Source organism: Paenibacillus sp. FSL P4-0338, from assembly GCF_038002365.1.
GTDB lineage: Bacteria > Bacillota > Bacilli > Paenibacillales > Paenibacillaceae > Paenibacillus_AQ.
The window spans coordinates 4132663-4149850 of record NZ_JBBOCG010000001.1; the positions used below are offsets into that span (position 1 = coordinate 4132663).

Genomic DNA, 17188 nt, shown 5'->3' on the forward strand with positions numbered 1-17188 from the left:
TAGTATTCTAGCGTTTGTCGAGCAGTCTGGCTATCGTGCTTCCCGTGAATTGAATGAGCTGCACCAGTACAATCATCACAAGAATGGCGTAGATCATCACTTCAGTCTCGAAGCGCTGATACCCGTAACGGATGGCGAAATCGCCCACGCCGCCGCCGCCGACAACCCCCATTACGGTTGAAAAAGAAATGAAGCTGATCGTAGATGCAGTAAGTCCCAGCACCAGCCCTGAACGGGCCTCTACATAGAGAAACTTGAAGATCATTCCCGGCTTCGAGGCCCCCATCGACAATGCCGCCTCAATCGTTCCGCGCGGAACCTCCAGCAGGGACTGCTCCACCAGCCGTGAGTAATACGCAATGGCAACGATGGACAGCGGCACCGTGGCCGCCAGTGTACCGATCGCCGTACCCACAACCAGACGGGTGAACGGAATCAGCGCCACCACCAGCAGCAGGAACGGAAAGGAACGGACGACATTGACGATGCTATTGAGCACTAGAGACAGTCCTCTATTCTCATATAACTGGCCTTTGCGGCAAAAATACAGCAGCGTCCCCAGCGGAAGGCCCAGCAGCAGCGCAGCGCCTATGGAAATACCGACCATGACAAAGGTCTCTCCAATAGACTGCCACATCTGATCCTGGTATTTCAGCATGCTCTCAAACATCGGCGGCCCCCGTTCTGCCGGTGATCCGCTCCCGGAAGGAGCCTGAATGAGTTCCCGGCGGAAGGAAGCCGCCCTCCCCACGGGAGAAGGAATCTACGATCCGTCCGCCCTCCATGACAGATACCTCGGAACAGATGCTCCGCACGACATCCAGTTCATGGGTAACGATCACAATCGTTACGCCCATGGAAGCATTGATATGGCGCAGCACCTCCAGAATATCTGCCGTGGTGCCTGGATCAAGCGCAGAGGTCGGCTCATCGCACAGCAGCAGCTTCGGACTGTTAGCCAGTGCGCGGGCAATCGCTACCCGCTGACGCTGTCCGCCGCTGAGCTGGGCCGGATATTGCCCGGCTTTGTCCGCCAGGCCGACGAATTGCAGACATTCCTCCACCCGCTTCATCCGCCCTGCACGCGGCACTCCGGCAAGCTCAAGAGAGATCGCCACATTCCGGCTGACAGTGGCATTGCCGATCAGATTGAAATGCTGAAAGATCATCCCGATTCTCTGCCGCTGCCGGCGCAGCTCCTTGTCCGGCAGCTCCGTAAGCCGTTGCCCGTCAACCGTAACCATTCCTGCATCGGGCCGCTCCAGCAGATTGATCAGCCGCAGGAGCGTGGATTTGCCCGCGCCGCTTGCGCCAATAATACCGTGAATGGCACCCGCCTGCACTTCAAGCGATACCTGATCGACAGCCTTATAAGGGCCATCCTTCAGAGTGAAGCTCTTGCTAACCTGACTCAGCGAAAGAATATGAAGCCCTCCTTTACAGACTGCCTTAACGTACTCTCTGAACCTCAGGGCATATTGTACTATAATTATTTAAAATCTGTTTCATTAAAAATCTCTTTAAATAATAAGGTATTTCTTCCGCTGTGTCATCATTTATTTCAAAATGATTGCTAAGTTCTTGGAAGAGCAGAGCATTATAAGGATGCTCGTGGCTCTATGGGATTATTCAATGGAAGCAGGATAGTTAGCACAAAAAGGGGTGCGGCCCCTGATAGGACTGCACCCCTTTTGCTATTTTGCATGGACAAGTCTATTTGCTCTGAACGCTTATTCCTTCACACTACCGACATTGAGACCCACTACGAAATACTTCTGCATGAACGGATACACCAGCAGTATAGGTACGGAGGCGACTACTGTGATAGCTGCCCGGATCGAGATCGGCGTGACCATTGCCCGGGCTGAATTCTGATCCATCCCCACCCCGTTGGTTACGGTAGGGTTCCCGTTGGAGTTCATCGTTGAAGACAGCAGCTTCATCAGCTCATACTGCAGTGTACTGAGATGTTGCTTGGAGGAGGTGTAGATGAAAGCGTCGAACCAGGCATTCCAGGCTCCGACCGCCACGAACAGCGCAATCGTCGCGAGCACCGGTTTACAGAGCGGGAAGACGACCCGCATGAAGATTTTGAAATCCCCGGCGCCGTCAATTCTGGCCGATTCCATCAGACTCTCCGGTATCGTACCGATGTAGGTGCGGATGACGATCATGTTAAATGCACTGATCATCGATGGAATAACGTAGACCCAGAAGCTGTTCAACATGCCCAGGTCCTTAATCAGGAAGTAGTTCGGGATCAGACCTGCGCTGAAATACATCGTCAGCACGAAGATTACCGTAATAAACTTACGGAATACATACTCCCTGCGGCTTAAGGTATAAGCCAGCATGGTGGTCAGAAAAATATTAAGCAATGTAGAAACCACTGTACGGGCCACTGAGATCAGGAAAGCATCAAAAATCGTTCCGGTGGCAAAAATCGCCTTGTAATTCTGAAAGGTCCACTGTCTTGGCCATAAGTAAATGCCGCCGCGGATCGTATCATTTCCTTCATTAAATGAAACAGCAATCGTATTGATGAATGGATATAAAGTCACAACCACCAGACAGACCATGAAGACCGTATTGAAGGAAGTGAACAAAAACGGTTCAAGTCTGCCGGTGCCCAGGTTTCTTTTCGCCGTAAAGCCTGCTTGTTGCCCAGGGGTAATCTGCCGGTTATCCGCCATTATAACAACCTCTCTTCCCCAAGCCGCTTGGAAATCCCGTTAGCCATAAGCAGCAATGTCACGCTGACCACCGTTTTGAAAATCCCGCCAGCGGTTGCGAGTGAATAATTCCCTTGTGCAAGTCCGTATTTAAGCACGAAAATATCTATCGTTTCGGCCCAGTCTACTACCAGTCCGTTGCCGAGCAGGTACTGAACTTCAAAGCCTGCTTCCAGCACATGTCCTATGGACATAATCATCAGAATAACAATGGTTGCCTTGATCCCGGGCAGGGTTACATGCATCATTTTCTTGTAACGGTTCGCACCGTCAATCTCCGCCGCCTCATACAGGGCAGGGTCAATGGAAGCGATGGCGGCCAGATAGATAATGGTATTCCAGCCCACTTCCTTCCACACATGCGAAGCCCCTACGATTCCCCAGAAATACTTGCCTTCACTAAGCCACAGAATCGGCTCTTTAATCAGATGCAGCTTCATCAGAACGATATTTACAATCCCGTCATTGATGGACAGCGAGGTGGCCACAATACCGGTAACGATTATCCATGATAGGAAATGGGGCAGATAGGAGATCGTCTGCACGGTTCTTTTCCAGAATACTTTCTTAATCTCGTTAAGCAGCAGCGCCAGCACGATGGCTGTCACGAAGCCGAGGATCAGATTGATAACCCCCATAGCCAGAGTATTGCGCAGGACACGAATGAAGTTATCATCGGTGAACAAAAACTTGAACTGCTTCAGTCCCACCCATTCCTGCTCGCCGAAGGACTTGGCCGGTCTGTAGTTCTGGAACGCCATGGTCCAGCCCCATACAGGAACGTAGGCAAAAAGGATAATGTAGAGCATTAAAGGCACAGACATCCAGATCAGCTGATTCTGATTCTTAATTACGCGCCAGGTAATCGGCTGCTTTTTCCTCTTGTTCTTCTTCGGACGCCGGACGCCAGTATCTATTTCTAAGGTCTCATCCATATTCGTTGTCTCCTACTCCATCAAATTAATGGAAGGCGGAAGGCCGTCAAGCGGCCTTCCACCTTCTAAAACCCGGTACCAGACCTTACGTTATTTACTCCAGTTCTCGATTCTCCACTTAATCTGCTCATTGATCTTGTCTTCGTAAGCCTTCACATTGGCTTTCTCGATCTGTTCCGTATAATCGGTCCATACGGAATCGAATTCAGCCGGCTTGGCAAGAATGGCTTTCGGCAGGAACTTGGTCTGCAGCTCATTTAGCTTGGTGCTGGCAATTTTGGCATCCGAGCCTTCGATCAGGTCGATGGACCAGGCAGGATAATAGACAGGGTTCGGCGGCGGATCGCTGAAGAAGTCTACGTAGGAGTTGAAGCCATAGGCATCCAGAACTTCCTTATCGTACGGCTTCAGGCCTGCTTTATATTCTTCCGGCTGCGCAGCAGCATCCGTGGAGTTACCGTCGCTGTAGCTTCCTTCGGTTTTAGGCAGATATTCGAATAATGATTTGGCCTTGTTGGCCAGCTGCCAGGTGGCATCGGCGGCATTGTCACGCTGTTCCTGGGTTCTCATGAATCTGCCGTTCTCAACGATATAATCCTCGCCTTCCACACCCCAGGAGAACAGCTTCTGCCACTTCTCATCCATCAGGGTGTCGAGCAGCTTGATAATCTTCACCGGATCTTTGGCATTAATGCTGATACCGAAGCCGTTGTTGAGGTTAAGCACCGCAAGATCGCGGTAGTGGTCTTTGGTCGACTCATCGTATACCAGCGGAAGACCTACATAAGTACGTTCAATTTTATTTTGGGTCGTCAGTGAATCCTCAGCAGCGTTGAAGTTCCAGTGCTGGTCGAACATCCCCAGAACGGTGCCGCTGGACAGCTTTGCCATGTACTGGTCATAGTTCTGCACGAAGGTTTCTTTGTCGATAATGCCCTTCTCGTTCATCTCATTCAGCTTCTGATAGTATTTCTTGGCATAATCCTTGTTGGCAAATACCTCGGCTACGCCGTCCTTCACGACCACGCCGCCATCGTTCGGATGTCCGATCAGATGCTGCGGAGCGTTGAACAGCCCCCAGTTTTTCCAGTCATAGTTCAGAATTTCGAACCCGATGGTCGGGCTTCCGTCGATTTTCGGATATTTTGCTTTATATTGCTCAATCAGGTCAAAGTACTGATCCAGTGTCTTAACCTTCGGATAGTTGAATTCCTTAAGCACTGCTTTTTGAATCCAGAAGGCCGGTCCTGAATACCATGAGCTGTTGACCTTACCGTTATATACACCGTAGTTAGGCAAAATATAAATATGTCCGTCATTCGGGTCCTTCATCATGTTCCAATAGTCTGCATAATGCGCTTTCAAATTCGGCGCATGCTCTTCAATCAGGTCTTCAAGCGGGATATAAGCCCCTGCTGCTGTCAGCTTGGTGCTTCCGGTCATAAGGTCCGGATAATCCTGACCTGCAATCATAACCCCTAGCTTCTGGTTAATATCACCTGCTAAGAATTCCATATCGAAGCTGGCACCGGTCTCCTCTTTGATCTTCTTGTAGATCTTGTTATCCGGTGTCGGCTGTTGCCCGGCTACACCGATAAATGCGCTAACCTTGAACGGTTCAATCTTTCCTCCCGTGTTAGATGAAGCAGAATCCGTTGCAGCTGTCTCCTTAGCTTTGTCAGTTGCAGCAGCATTCTTATCGTTTCCTCCACCGCAGCCTGACAACGCGAAGCTAAGGGTTAATAAAGCAACCAGGGAATACTTAAACGTCACTTTCGACTTGCCCCCCATAAAGCACCTCCATAGTGTATTGTCTTTATTTTGTAAGCACTTACACAAGTAAATTATAGAGGTGAACTGACCGCTAAAATACGACCGAACTAAAGGTGTACCCCCGAAAATTTTAGAACTTGGCATTCCGGTACTCATTCGGGCCCATGTGCAGCTCCTTCTCGAACCGTTTCAGAAACTGTCCGTAATTGGCATAACCGACACGTTCGGCAATCTCTGAGAGCTTCAGCCTGCTCCCGCGCAGAAGCTCAGCCGCCGCCTGAATCCGCAGATGATGCAGCTGCTCATTGAAGGTCATCCCGTTCTTCTTAATCAATAATTGGCCCAGGTATACCGGATGCAGGAAGAAGATCTCAGCCAGCTTCTGAATGCTCAGGCTCTCCTGATAATGCTCCCCGATGTACTGGTTGATCTCCCGGACAATCCCATGCGACTTATAGTTCTGCTCACGCACCAGCAGATCTATGGCCTTCCCTCCGTAGGACCATAGGCGGCTGAGCAGCCCGCTCAGGGGGGTCATCGCCTGCTGAATCTCTGATACCTCAACGCCCAAGGCCACTCCGCCCTCTTCGCCTGCGGCTTCTGCCCCGGGTGCGAGTGCGAAGATCCGGTACATGAGGTGGATTCCGAATTTGCGTACTACCTCCGGCGCCACCTGCTGTTCCCGGAAGCTGCGGGCTGCCGCCTCCAGTGCCTCGCGGTAGCCGTCCGCGTCCAGAAGATTCACGCAATCCAGCAGAGCATCCATCAGTCCGATATGGTCGTAGTGATAACTGAAGGGCTTATTCTGCACCCCGCTGTAAGCCAGCACCCCTGCCTGCTCCGGCTCGTAAAAGAAATGCAGCAGGGTCTCTTTGGCCCGGCCATAACTACCCTTTATGGACAACAAGGAGTCCTCCGGGGTTCCCAGTGCGATATGGACATTCCCTCCCCTGTACTCACCCAACAGAGTATTCAGCACTTCAGCTATTCCGCCAGCGTCCCCGCTGCCTGCCGTCATCCCGTACACGATCCCGAGCAATCCCGCCTCCAGATCGATCGTCACCACTGCCTTATATCCGGCCAGCAGGGAGACTGCACGGCTCCTCACCTCTGTATACAGCTCCGGGACCGTCCGGATCAGGCAAACATTCCAGGAAAGACTCTCCTTGAAGCCGGGCAGAGTCTCCAGCCATTCCATAAGCTCGGGTTCTTCCTTTTTGCCATATAACAGCCCCTTGATTAAGGTTGCCGCCTCTTCCCCGGAAGCGGTCTCATGGATTCTTCTGCGGTTCGCCTCCTGCTCCAGCTCCAGGCGGATCTCCCGCAGCTCCTCGGTAGCCTCCTCCGGGAAGACCGGCTTCAGCAGATAGTGATTGATTCCGTAGCTGATGGCTGTGCGGGCATATTCGAACTCACTGTAGCCGCTCAGAATGACGAACTTCGTCGAATCCGTCCCCTCCTGCCGCCACTCCCCGATCATCTCCAGACCATTCATCAGAGGCATATGGATATCGGTAATGACCAGATCCGGCTGAAGCTGCTTCATCATCTGCAGCCCCTCCCGGCCGTTGCCGCAGGTTCCGCACAGCTCGAAGCCCAGCTCCTGCCAATCGATCCACATCTCCATACCTTCCAGAGCGCTAGGCTCGTCATCGATTAATAACACTTTGTATTTCATCGTCTATACCTCTCTTTCCGGGGAATAATTCTGCTCAAGCAGCTTCAGGGGAATGCCAAAGGTCACTACGGTTCCCTGATCCGGCGTACTGGATATCTCGAAGCGCACCTGATCTGCGTAATTCAGCTCCAGCCTGCGGTATACATTGCGAATCCCGATGTGGGTGCCCGAGTAATCCTCCTTGCGGACCGCGAACATCAGCTCCTTCAGCTTCTCCGGATCCATGCCCTTACCATTGTCGGATACTGTAATCTGCAGCCTGTTATCCAGCACGGCCGCAGCCACCTTGATTATCCCCAGCCCCTCAATCGTCTGCAGACCGTGCTTGCAGGAATTCTCGACCAGCGGCTGCATGCTCAGCTTCGGAATTTTATAGTCCAGGGACTGCTCATCAATCTCAAAGGTATAGTCGAATTTATCCCTGAACCTGAATTTCTCAATCCTCAGATACATGTCGATAAATGCGATCTCCTCGCGCACCGACACCAGATCCTCCTTCCAGCTCAGCAGTCTGCGCAGCAGCTTCGACAGGCTTTTTACAATATCGGTGACATCGTTATATTTGTTCTTGGTGCAGACCACCAGAATCGCATTCAGCGTGTTGAACAGGAAGTGGGGGTTCATCTGGCTCTGCAGGAAATTCAGCTCCGCCCTGACGCGCTCCATCTCCAGGTTCTTGCTCTGGATCTCCAGCTTGTACACATCATTGATCAGGGAATGGATTCTGGAGGTCATCCGGTTAAAATTGTGGATTAGCCCGCCGATCTCATCCCGGCCCTCATCGATGGCAATCAGCTCGAACTTCTCGTTCGTCACCTTCTGCATGTGCCGGGCCAGGCGTTTCACCCGGTAATTATAGGAGCGCAGCATGATATATATGAATATGCTGGTCAACAGAGTAAGCGTTGTCGCTAGGCCCGCTGCGTACAGACGGATATCGAGAACCGCCTGGGAGATCCGCTCCCCCTGCGTAATTCCGACAATCCGCCAGCCTTTGAGATAATTCGCCGTCCCTACAGCCATTACCCGCACTCCCTCGCTGTCGTCCTGGCTGTCCCCCCACTGATCGAATACCGGATAGGGATTATCTGTAACGTGCTGATAGCCGCTGTCCGCTGACATCACAATCTTGTTCTCCCCATTGATCAGATACAGGCTCAGGTAATCCCGTTCCCGGACGATAATGTCATAGATCTCACTGATGTCCAGATCAATCCGCAGCACCTTCTCATAGCTGTTCAGATTACGGTAATTGTCCATGGTCTCAATAATGCTGAGCGTAGGGGTGGACGAGGCCAGATTCTTGTTCTCCGTCGTCCGGTAAGCCGCAACATATACCTGGGTGGTGGCCTTCTTCGCCTGCTGGTACCAGTCACTTAACCATACTTTATCGTTCATCACCTGATAATTGCCCCCGGATACAACCGTCTGGTTGTTCGTGTATATACTGATTCGTTCCAGCTGATTATTAACAGGCATATAACTGTTCATCCGGTCTCTTAGCTGTTCGTTGAACATGCTGTAGAACTCGATAGAGTCCGTATAGGTGCGGTCCAGCATCTCGTACAGGTTCTTATCCGCAGCCAGCGTGTAGCCGACAGAGACCCCCCCTTCAATAAAATCATGAATGTCCTTCCGCGCCCGTTCCATGGAAATCTCCAGATTCTGCTGCTCCCTCGATTTGATGAGATCCGTAATCCGCTCCAGGAATACCAGATTCAGCACCATGATCGGCAGGAGCACACCCACAATGTAGATGAGATAGAACTTGTAGCTTAGCGGAATATCATTGACGATGGTGCCGAATTTAAACCGTTTTGTCGCCATCCCTCACACACACCCGGCTTTCCTATCATTATAGAATTTATAAGATTTCGGGGTCCCCGCAAAGTACCTGAGTAACCTTCGAAGCCAAAGCCCCGCTTTGTGGGGTTATCTTAAAATATAAGAATGTATTGGTTTCAAACCATTCATTTATCCTTCTATTTCTCGCTGAAACGGTACCGTCCTTATAAAAGGATGGCAAGGCCGTTTCCACTTAGAGCTGTTTATTGTTGTGGGCATTCTTGTACACCGAAGGTGATGAACCCACCTTATTCTTGAACTTGTCGATGAAATAATCGGTATTGGAAAAACCCACCTGCACCGCGATATCCGATATCTTGAGCTGCGTGCGCTTGAGCAGGCTCTTGGCTGCTTCGATCCGCTTCTCATTCAGATAATCGCTGAAGCTGCGCCCCGTCTCCTTGCGGAACAGCTGGCCCAGATAGGCCGAATTCATATGAAACTGCCGGGCGAGGTCCTGGAGCTGCAGCTTGCTGCGGAATTCCAGATCCACGTATTGAATCACATTATAAATGGTGTTCCCCTCGTTGTTGGCCCGTAGCTCGGTGAGGTACGCCGCTGTCTCCAGGCAGAGCCGGTCCACATACAGGCTGAGCTTGTAATAATCCGTGAGTCCGCCCAGGTTGCCGTACTCCTTGTGCATCGCACACATGATCTGGTCGGGATCTCCCTGCATCTCGGTAATGCTCCGGCATAAGGTCATCTCCAGATGGGCTACCTCGGCCTGTGCAGCTTCAATACTCACCCTCTTGGCAGTCATGGCTGCGAAGGCTTCCCTGGCAGCGGCCCGGATTCTCTCCGGCACGCCTTCCTTCACCTCATCCAGCACACGCGTAAAGTGCCCGTCTGTGAATTCCGGAGACAAGCGGGCAGTACGCAAATCGTTGTAGTAGAAAATTCCGCCCCGCTCCTTCCGGTACTTGAGCCCCCAGACCTCAAGCGTCTGGGTGTACAGCTCCTGGATGGAGCGCAGGCCGTTTCCCCGGCTGCTGATCATTACAGCCACCGGCAACCCCAGCTTCTCTGACTGCACCTTCTGCACCTGGGCGGCGGCTGCCTCCAGCGCTTCCGGGGACAGTCCGGCTGAGCGAACCAGGAGTCCGGCCCTTCCGGCCGGGTCGTGGAACACATAGCCCAGGTGATCCGGGAAACCCTCGGTATCGCCTTCGTTCAGGCTCACCGTCCCTGAACCTGAGATGGCAGCAGCCAGAATACACTGCAGCTCTGTATCAGGCTGAAGCCCCAACAGACCGGAGGCGGCATGTTCCAGCTCCTCACTCCAATCCCCCTGGACACAACGGCTGATCAGATTATGTACCAGGATATTGTGCTTCTTCTGCCCCTCTAATCTGGAAGCGTTTTCACGTTGGATAATAGCACTGATCTTCCCCAGCAGTTCCTCAATCTCCTCATCATCCACCGGCTTCAGCAGGTAGCCGTCCACCTTATGACGCAGCGCAATCCGGGCATAGTTGAAATCGTCATACCCGCTCAGGATCACGAACCGGGGCGGAGGGTCCACCGTCTCCTTCACCGCCGCAATCAGTTCCAGGCCGCTCATCACCGGAAGATTGATATCCGTCAGCAGCAGATCCGGTCTGTGCTCCCGGATCAGCCGCAGCGCATCCCCGGCGCTAAGCGCTTCGGCGCATACCTCGAATCCGGATTTCTCCCAGTTCACCATCGTCCTGAGTCCTTCCAGAACCCAAGGTTCATCGTCTACAATCATGACTTTCAGCATGAGCTCTGCCCCCATCTCAATATCTAAATTTGGTAAGTAATAGAATTACAAGTAATGCTAACATACAAGTTCAATCATGTGAATGTTAACTTAAAAATCAAAGCTTGGTCCTCACTGCGGTGAACATTTGGACTTTCGGCCGCTGTTATATTTGGACTTCCTTGTGGGAACTGCTCCTCGCGGTAGAAATCCAAATATAGCCTATGCTTACGATGCGAGCTTTCCTTCGAAAAGCTTTCAAGAAATCGCTACCGCTCCTCCAGTTCCAAATTTCCCCTGTGTATCAACTCACCTTCTCAGCGGCACATTGTATTCGGTTTTTCACATACATTCTAGGCTCCTCATTTTAAATGCATCTGAGCACTTATGCCCCACTGTATACATCCAGAACAGTGGAGGTAATAACTTCCCGGAAGACAAAAAAGACGCCCAACCGCACCGGATGTTTTCCCCTGAAAACATCCGGTGCGAGGCGACCTCATAAAAAGCGCTTAAATATAATTAGTATCTGTATTATCCCTTTTCCTCTTCTCCCAGCTCCGCCCGCAGCTTCAGAAACACCTGATAACTACGCTCCGCGACCTCAGAAATGGCGATCGGGTGGAAGCCTGGCAGATCCGCATACAGCAGGTCGTTCAGCGGAGCGGTCCACTTAACCGGCAGCTTGGCAGCACCCAGCTTCGCTCCCATAATAGAGCCAACGGTAGCCCCGTTGCAGTCGGTGTCCATTCCGGCTGATACGGAGGTGACCACTACTTTCTCAAAGTCGTCGCCGCCGTAGATCAACGAGGCCGCCACAATGGCAGCGTTGTTGTTCGTATGCACCGGGTCGTAATGGCTGAACTCGTTCCAGAGGGTGCTGACCAGTTCACGTTCACTCTTTGCCTGCTGTGCAATTTCTACGCCCCTCAGCACATCCTTAGCCAATCTGCTTGTCTGCGGAATCTCGCTCAGGCCGATCTGCACAATCTCTTGATTGCTGAGGCCTGCGAATGCCGCTGAGATCATCGCGGCATTGAACATTTCGCCGTAGATTCCGTTCTTCACATGCGAGAAGGAGGCATCCCGCCAGCCCAGCTCTGCCGCCAGCTGGGGATGTCCGGCCGCTCCATAAGCCAGGGCATCCGCGCGGATCGCCGCACCGATCCATTCCCGGTACGGATTCAGATGCATCCGTACCCGCTCCTGCCGCAGCGGCCAGTCCGCCGGCTTCTCCCCGTGCAGATGGGAGGTCTCCTGAGCAAAGTTCATATAGCTCTGCGTTTCCGCCGTGCAGACCTGACTGTAGGTCAGATGGCCGTGCCACAGTTTGCCGATATCCCAGGAGTCCCAGTTCAGCCCTTTTTGCTCCAGCAGTATCAGGCCAAGCACGGTATAACGAATATCATCATCGCTCTCCATGTAGCTGATCTTCTCGCGCGTGCTGGTGAATGACCAGTCGCTTAAGCCCAGGCCATATTCCTTCCTTGCCGTGGAATGCTCAGGAGTATAACCTGTAATCGGCCAGGCATCCGCACCGCGGAACCACAGCTCGATATTCTCCCAGCCGGTCCGGCCATCCTTCCCGTAGAGATAGTCCCAATATTCCAGCGGCTTGCCCAGCGCGCAGCCTACACTCCGCCCGAGCCAGGCGCCGTAGAACCTGTCTCTCCACTGGTCCGCCGTCCAGTCCACCGCAAGCTTGCGCGGACCCTCCGGGCGAAGCTGTCTGATCGCTTCCAGATCCGACGGCTCCTGGTAAGGAAAGCTTGTATCCACGGGAAGTGCCATCAGCTCCCGGTATACCTCCATCAGCTTGTCCTCATCGCTCCCGGCTGCATCCAGCTTCTCCGCCAGGCTGCCCGGCTGGCAGCCTTCCTCGATCCGCTGCTGCAGCTCGAACCTTACCGTCTCCTGCAGACGTTCCCAGCCTGCCATCTGCTAAGCTTCTCCCGCCGGCGACTCGAGCTGCCGGTCTAACCGGTCCAACGAATCGAACAGCAGCTTGATGAAGGCTTCGCGGTCCACACCAAGCAGTACCTCCGTATTCGCAGGCTGGTCCGGCTTCTTGCGGCGGTCGGCCACGGTCATGCCGCGGGTAAGCTTGCCTTCGGTCTCTACCGTTACATACAGGTGCTCGGATTCGAACAGCTCCGGGTGCAGCAGCCAGGCAATGGCGCAAGGGTCATGCAGTGCATTGCCGACAAAGCCCATTTTCTTCCCGTAGATCGAATAGAAATCCAGCAGCTCGCCGACCATGACGGACACGGGGCCGCGCGTCTTAAGCTCCTGAATCTCCTCTTCGAAGATCGCCGCCTTATCTGTCACATCCAGTCCGCTCATGACAATTGGAATGCCAGATTCAAAAACGATCCGCGCCGCTTCCGGGTCCACATAAATATTAAACTCCGCTGTCCGGGTCACATTGCCGTAAGCCAGCCCGCCGCCCATTAGCGAGATCTTCTCGATCCGCTCCTTCACTTCCGGGTAAGCGGTAATCAGCAGGGCGATATTCGTCAGCGGGGCGGTAGGCACCAGGGTGATCTTCTCTTCCGAAGCGCGGATAATCTCCAGCATGAATTCTACTGCTCCCTGCTCTACCGGCTTGAACTTGCTCGCTGGCAGCGCCGGGCCGTCCATGCCGGACTCCCCGTGGGCTTCCTCCCCGGTAACAAGCTTGCCCAGCAGCGGCGCCGCCGCTCCCTTGGCCACCGGAATATCTGCATTTACAAAGCTGAGAATCTTGAGCGCGTTGTCGGTAATTTTATCCAGAATCTGATTGCCGCCAACAGTTGTAATCCCCCGGATATCCAGCTCTCCCGGATGTGCCAGCGCAAGTAGAATGGCAATCGCGTCGTCATGCCCCGGATCGCAGTCAATAATGATAGGTGTTGGCATCGTTGTCGCTCCCTTGTAGGTTGATCTTTGCTAATTATTTCGTAACAGTAGCCTTAAGCTTCTTATTCTTCTTCCGTGTCTCGGAGATGGCGTAGATGATCAGGCCGATGACCGTTGCCACATAAGGTAGCGTAGCGATTAGCTCAGCTGGAATTTTCAGCACCTGAAGGGCATTGGAGAGCGCGTCGGCTGCGCCGAAGAGCAGTGAGGTCAGCGCTGTGCCCACGGTGGTGCTCCGGCCCATGGATTCGGCAGCGATTGCAATCCAGCCCCGGCCAGCGATCATATCGCGGGTGAACAGTGACAAGTAGCCCATCGACATATAGGCTCCGCCCAGACTGGCGAAGAAGCCGCTGAGCAGCAGTGCACTATACTGAATGCGGACCACACTGACGCCTACGGACTGGGCCGCGTGCGGATTCTCGCCTACGGAGCGGATTCGCAATCCCAGCGGTGTACGGTTGAGCAGATAATAGACTACGAGCACTGACAATATAGAGAAATACGTCAGAATGTGGTGCCCCGACAGAATCGGGCCCAGCACCGGAATATCCTGCAGGAGCGGAATATTCACACTCGGCAACACTTTACTCGCTAAGGAGGTGGAAGATCCTTTGTCGCCGCTCAGCAGATACAGAATAAATACCGTACCCCCGGAGGCGAACATATTGATCGCCACCCCGCCCAGAATAATATGGGTCTTGAATTTCAAGGTGAAAAAGGCCAGAATCCCCGCAATCAGCGTACCCGACAGCACCGCCCCAAGCAGTCCCACCCAGGCGCTCTGCGTATACGCGCTCACAATAACCCCGGCCAGCGCCGAGACCAGCATGATCCCTTCCATCCCGATGTTGATAATTCCGGCACGGTTCGAGATCAGCGCCCCCAGTGCAGCGAACAGTATCGGCGTGGTTACACGCAGGACAGAGAAGGCAAAATCCGTCGTCAGTATGACATTCAGCAGACTGTTCATGCTTCCTTCGCCTCCTTCAGCAGCATGCGGTTCTTCCAGAACTTGAGGAACTGCTCAGCAGATATCAGCAGAATAATGACAGCCTGAATGATCGAAATCATCTCGGACGGCACATCGGAGAGGCGCGACATCATATCGGCGCCAATGCGGATATAGGCCAGGAAGAGCGCCGAGACAATGACGGAGAACGGATTATTCTTGGCCAGCATGGCCACCAGCGCACCATCCATACCGTAGCCCGGCAAGGAGGTCCACTGAAACCGGCTGTACATCCCGAGCACCTCCACCGAGCCGCCCATACCGGCAATGAACCCGGCGATCAGATGGACCAGAATGATCACCTTGGCCGTCTTCATCCCCGAATAACGGGCGAAATCCCGGTTAACCCCGGTCATCCGCAGCTCGTAGCCCCATTTGGTCTTGTAGAGGAATAGATGGGCCAATACGATAAGCACCAGCACAATAATAAGTCCGGTGTGAATCCGCGTCCCTGCAAACAGCTTGCTGAGCTGGGCCGTTTTCTCAAATTTAAAAGAAACGTTGGCAAACGCCTTGGCATCCCGCAGATGATAGTTCAGCAAGTACAGCCCCACCCCGAACAGGATGTTATTGAACATCAGAGAGGTCACCAGCTCATTCGCATTCCACTTGGCCTTGAGAATACCGGGGATGGCCGAGAGCAGCGCCCCCACGATGGAGCCTGCAAGAATCGCCACTACCGGATGGAACCAGCTGTTCAGGCTGAGATGAATCGCCAGTGCAGTAGTCACCACTCCGGAGAAATAAAAGATTCCTTCTGCCCCCAGGTTGAACATATTGGCCCGGAACAGCAGGGAGACCGCAAGTCCGGTGAACATCAGCGGGATCGCCATTTCAATGACGTTGCCGATATGGCCCTTCGTGGACAACGGCTCCCAGAGGAAGATTCCGATCGTCTTCACCGGGTGGTCACTGACCAGCGAGATGATCAGGAACGCGATAATAAGTGCAATGACGATGACCGCCGCTGTGCGGATCGCCTCGAAATATTTGACTTTAAACATGATTTGCGGCCCTCCCGGTCTGCTCTTTGTCCTGCCGGTTAATTCCCAGCATGTAGAGCCCCAGCTCTTCCTCACCGACTGCCGACGGATGTTCGAAATACGCCACAATCTGGCCCTCATACATCACAAGAAGACTGTCGCTCAGCTCCAGAATTTCATTCAGATCTGCCGATACCAGCAGCGTCGCACAGTTCGCCGAACGCAGCTCCAGCAGCTTCTGGTGAATGAACTGGGCAGCCCCGATGTCCACGCCCCGGGTCGGCTGCTCGGCGATCAGCAGCTGCGGATTCGTGGAACACTCCCTGGCTACGACCACCTTCTGCATGTTACCGCCGGACAGCATGCCGATCGGCTGCTGCGGACCGGAGCACCGCACCTTGAATTCCTCCACCAGCGCAGAGGCCAGCGCAGCAATTCTGGACCCGTGCAAAAATGGCCCTTTATTCATATCCTTCTGACGGTAGCGCGTGGAGATCAGATTGTCGGCAATGCTGGCCTCTCCGGCAGAGCCCTGACGCATCCGGTCCTCAGGGATATAGGATACCCCCAGGTTGCGGATGTCCAGAATATCCAGCTCACGGATATCCTTCCCCTTCACCTGTACCGACCCGCTGCCGCCAACCCCTCGCAGGCCGCCGGTCAGCGCCTCGATCAGCTGCGTCTGTCCGTTCCCTTCAACGCCGGCGATGCCGACAATCTGGCCTTCACGGACCGAGAAGCTGATCTCGGAGAGCAGCGCTTTTCCCTGGCTGTCTGAGACGCTCAGCCCTTCCACCGCAAGCACCGGCTTGCCGTAGGGAAGATCGCTTTTGTCATACTTCAGCACCACATCCCGCCCGACCATCAGCCGCGAGATCTCCTGCTCTGTTACTTCCTTAGTATCGAAGACGCCTTCACTCCGGCCGCCGCGCATGATGGTAATCCGGTCACAGATCGCTTTGACCTCCTTCAGCTTGTGCGAGATGAACACAATCGTGTGCCCCTGCTCCTTAAGCTGCTGCAGCTCATGGAACAGCTCCTCCGTCTCCTGTGGAGTCAGCACCGCTGTCGGCTCATCGAGGATGAGAATCTTGGCCCCGCGCACCAGCGCCTTCAGAATTTCCACCTTCTGCTTCATGCCGACACTTAGGTCCTCCACCTTCGCTTTGGCATTCACTGAGAGATTATATTTACGTGCAGTTGCTTCTGTCAGACGTACAGCCTCTGCATAATTGAAGCCCACACCCTTGCGCGGCTCCATACCCAGCACCATATTCTCAGCCACTGTAAAAGAAGGCACCAGCATGAAATGCTGATGCACCATACCGATACCGCGGTCAATCGCGTCCTGCGGGGATTGCAGCTTTACTTGTTCTCCCCGGATATAGAGCCCGCCTTCGCTCGGGCTCTCCATTCCAAACATAATTTTCATCAGAGTCGATTTACCGGCTCCGTTCTCACCCGCAATCGCATGGATCTCGCCTTCACGCAGGGAGAACTCAACGTTCTTGTTGGCAACCACACCGTTCGGATACACTTTGGTGATTCCCCGCATTTCCAGCAGAGCATTTGCCATGGGTCATCAACGCCTTTCAACCAAAGATTCTATTCA

At 53.5% G+C, this 17188-nt stretch carries 13 protein-coding genes; all 13 read right to left on the minus strand.

Annotation, left to right across the window (positions count from 1 at the left end; all coding sequences use genetic code 11):
• Window positions 1-7: 7 nt before the first annotated feature.
• Entirely contained in the window at window positions 8-670 is a 663-nt protein-coding gene (locus MKZ07_RS18190) for a methionine ABC transporter permease (RefSeq protein WP_209994116.1), read from the minus strand.
• Window positions 663-1424 (minus strand): methionine ABC transporter ATP-binding protein, encoded by a 762-nt coding sequence (locus MKZ07_RS18195; RefSeq protein ID WP_341028041.1) that lies wholly within the window; start codon window positions 1422-1424, stop codon window positions 663-665. The genes MKZ07_RS18190 and MKZ07_RS18195 overlap by 8 nt, the downstream gene beginning before the upstream one ends.
• 306 nt (window positions 1425-1730) lie before the next feature.
• Window positions 1731-2693, minus strand: a complete 963-nt coding sequence (locus tag MKZ07_RS18200) for a carbohydrate ABC transporter permease (RefSeq protein ID WP_341026976.1) — start codon at window positions 2691-2693, stop codon at window positions 1731-1733.
• Window positions 2693-3667 (minus strand): ABC transporter permease, encoded by a 975-nt coding sequence (locus MKZ07_RS18205; protein WP_076081983.1) that lies wholly within the window; start codon window positions 3665-3667, stop codon window positions 2693-2695. Before MKZ07_RS18205 ends, MKZ07_RS18200 begins: the two co-directional genes overlap by 1 nt.
• Before the next feature lie 90 nt (window positions 3668-3757).
• Window positions 3758-5458 carry a sugar ABC transporter substrate-binding protein gene (locus MKZ07_RS18210; protein ID WP_341026979.1) on the minus strand — a complete coding sequence of 567 codons (1701 nt, stop codon included), beginning with the start codon at window positions 5456-5458 and terminating at the stop codon, window positions 3758-3760.
• A gap of 112 nt (window positions 5459-5570) precedes the next feature.
• Window positions 5571-7118, minus strand: coding sequence for a response regulator transcription factor (locus MKZ07_RS18215; RefSeq protein ID WP_341026981.1), 1548 nt, complete (start codon window positions 7116-7118; stop codon window positions 5571-5573).
• 3 nt (window positions 7119-7121) lie between these two features.
• The gene (locus tag MKZ07_RS18220; protein WP_036700366.1) at window positions 7122-8945 is read right to left on the minus strand and encodes a cache domain-containing sensor histidine kinase; all 1824 of its coding nucleotides are present in this window, start codon (window positions 8943-8945) and stop codon (window positions 7122-7124) included.
• A 211-nt stretch (window positions 8946-9156) separates the two neighbouring features.
• Window positions 9157-10704, minus strand: coding sequence for a response regulator (locus MKZ07_RS18225; protein ID WP_341026984.1), 1548 nt, complete (start codon window positions 10702-10704; stop codon window positions 9157-9159).
• 513 nt (window positions 10705-11217) lie between these two features.
• On the minus strand, window positions 11218-12621 hold the full coding sequence (locus MKZ07_RS18230; protein ID WP_036700371.1) for an ADP-ribosylglycohydrolase family protein: 1404 nt from the start codon (window positions 12619-12621) through the stop codon (window positions 11218-11220).
• A gap of 3 nt (window positions 12622-12624) precedes the next feature.
• Entirely contained in the window at window positions 12625-13581 is a 957-nt protein-coding gene (locus MKZ07_RS18235; RefSeq protein WP_036700373.1) for a nucleoside hydrolase, read from the minus strand.
• Window positions 13582-13615: 34 nt separating this feature from the next.
• On the minus strand, window positions 13616-14554 hold the full coding sequence (locus MKZ07_RS18240) for an ABC transporter permease (protein WP_036700375.1): 939 nt from the start codon (window positions 14552-14554) through the stop codon (window positions 13616-13618).
• Window positions 14551-15597: an ABC transporter permease gene (locus tag MKZ07_RS18245; protein WP_036700383.1), complete on the minus strand. Its 1047-nt coding sequence runs from the start codon at window positions 15595-15597 to the stop codon at window positions 14551-14553. The genes MKZ07_RS18240 and MKZ07_RS18245 overlap by 4 nt, the downstream gene beginning before the upstream one ends.
• A complete protein-coding gene (locus MKZ07_RS18250; protein WP_341026991.1) occupies window positions 15590-17152 on the minus strand; it encodes an ABC transporter ATP-binding protein in 1563 nt (520 codons plus the stop codon). The genes MKZ07_RS18245 and MKZ07_RS18250 overlap by 8 nt, the downstream gene beginning before the upstream one ends.
• Window positions 17153-17188: the final 36 nt, after the last annotated feature.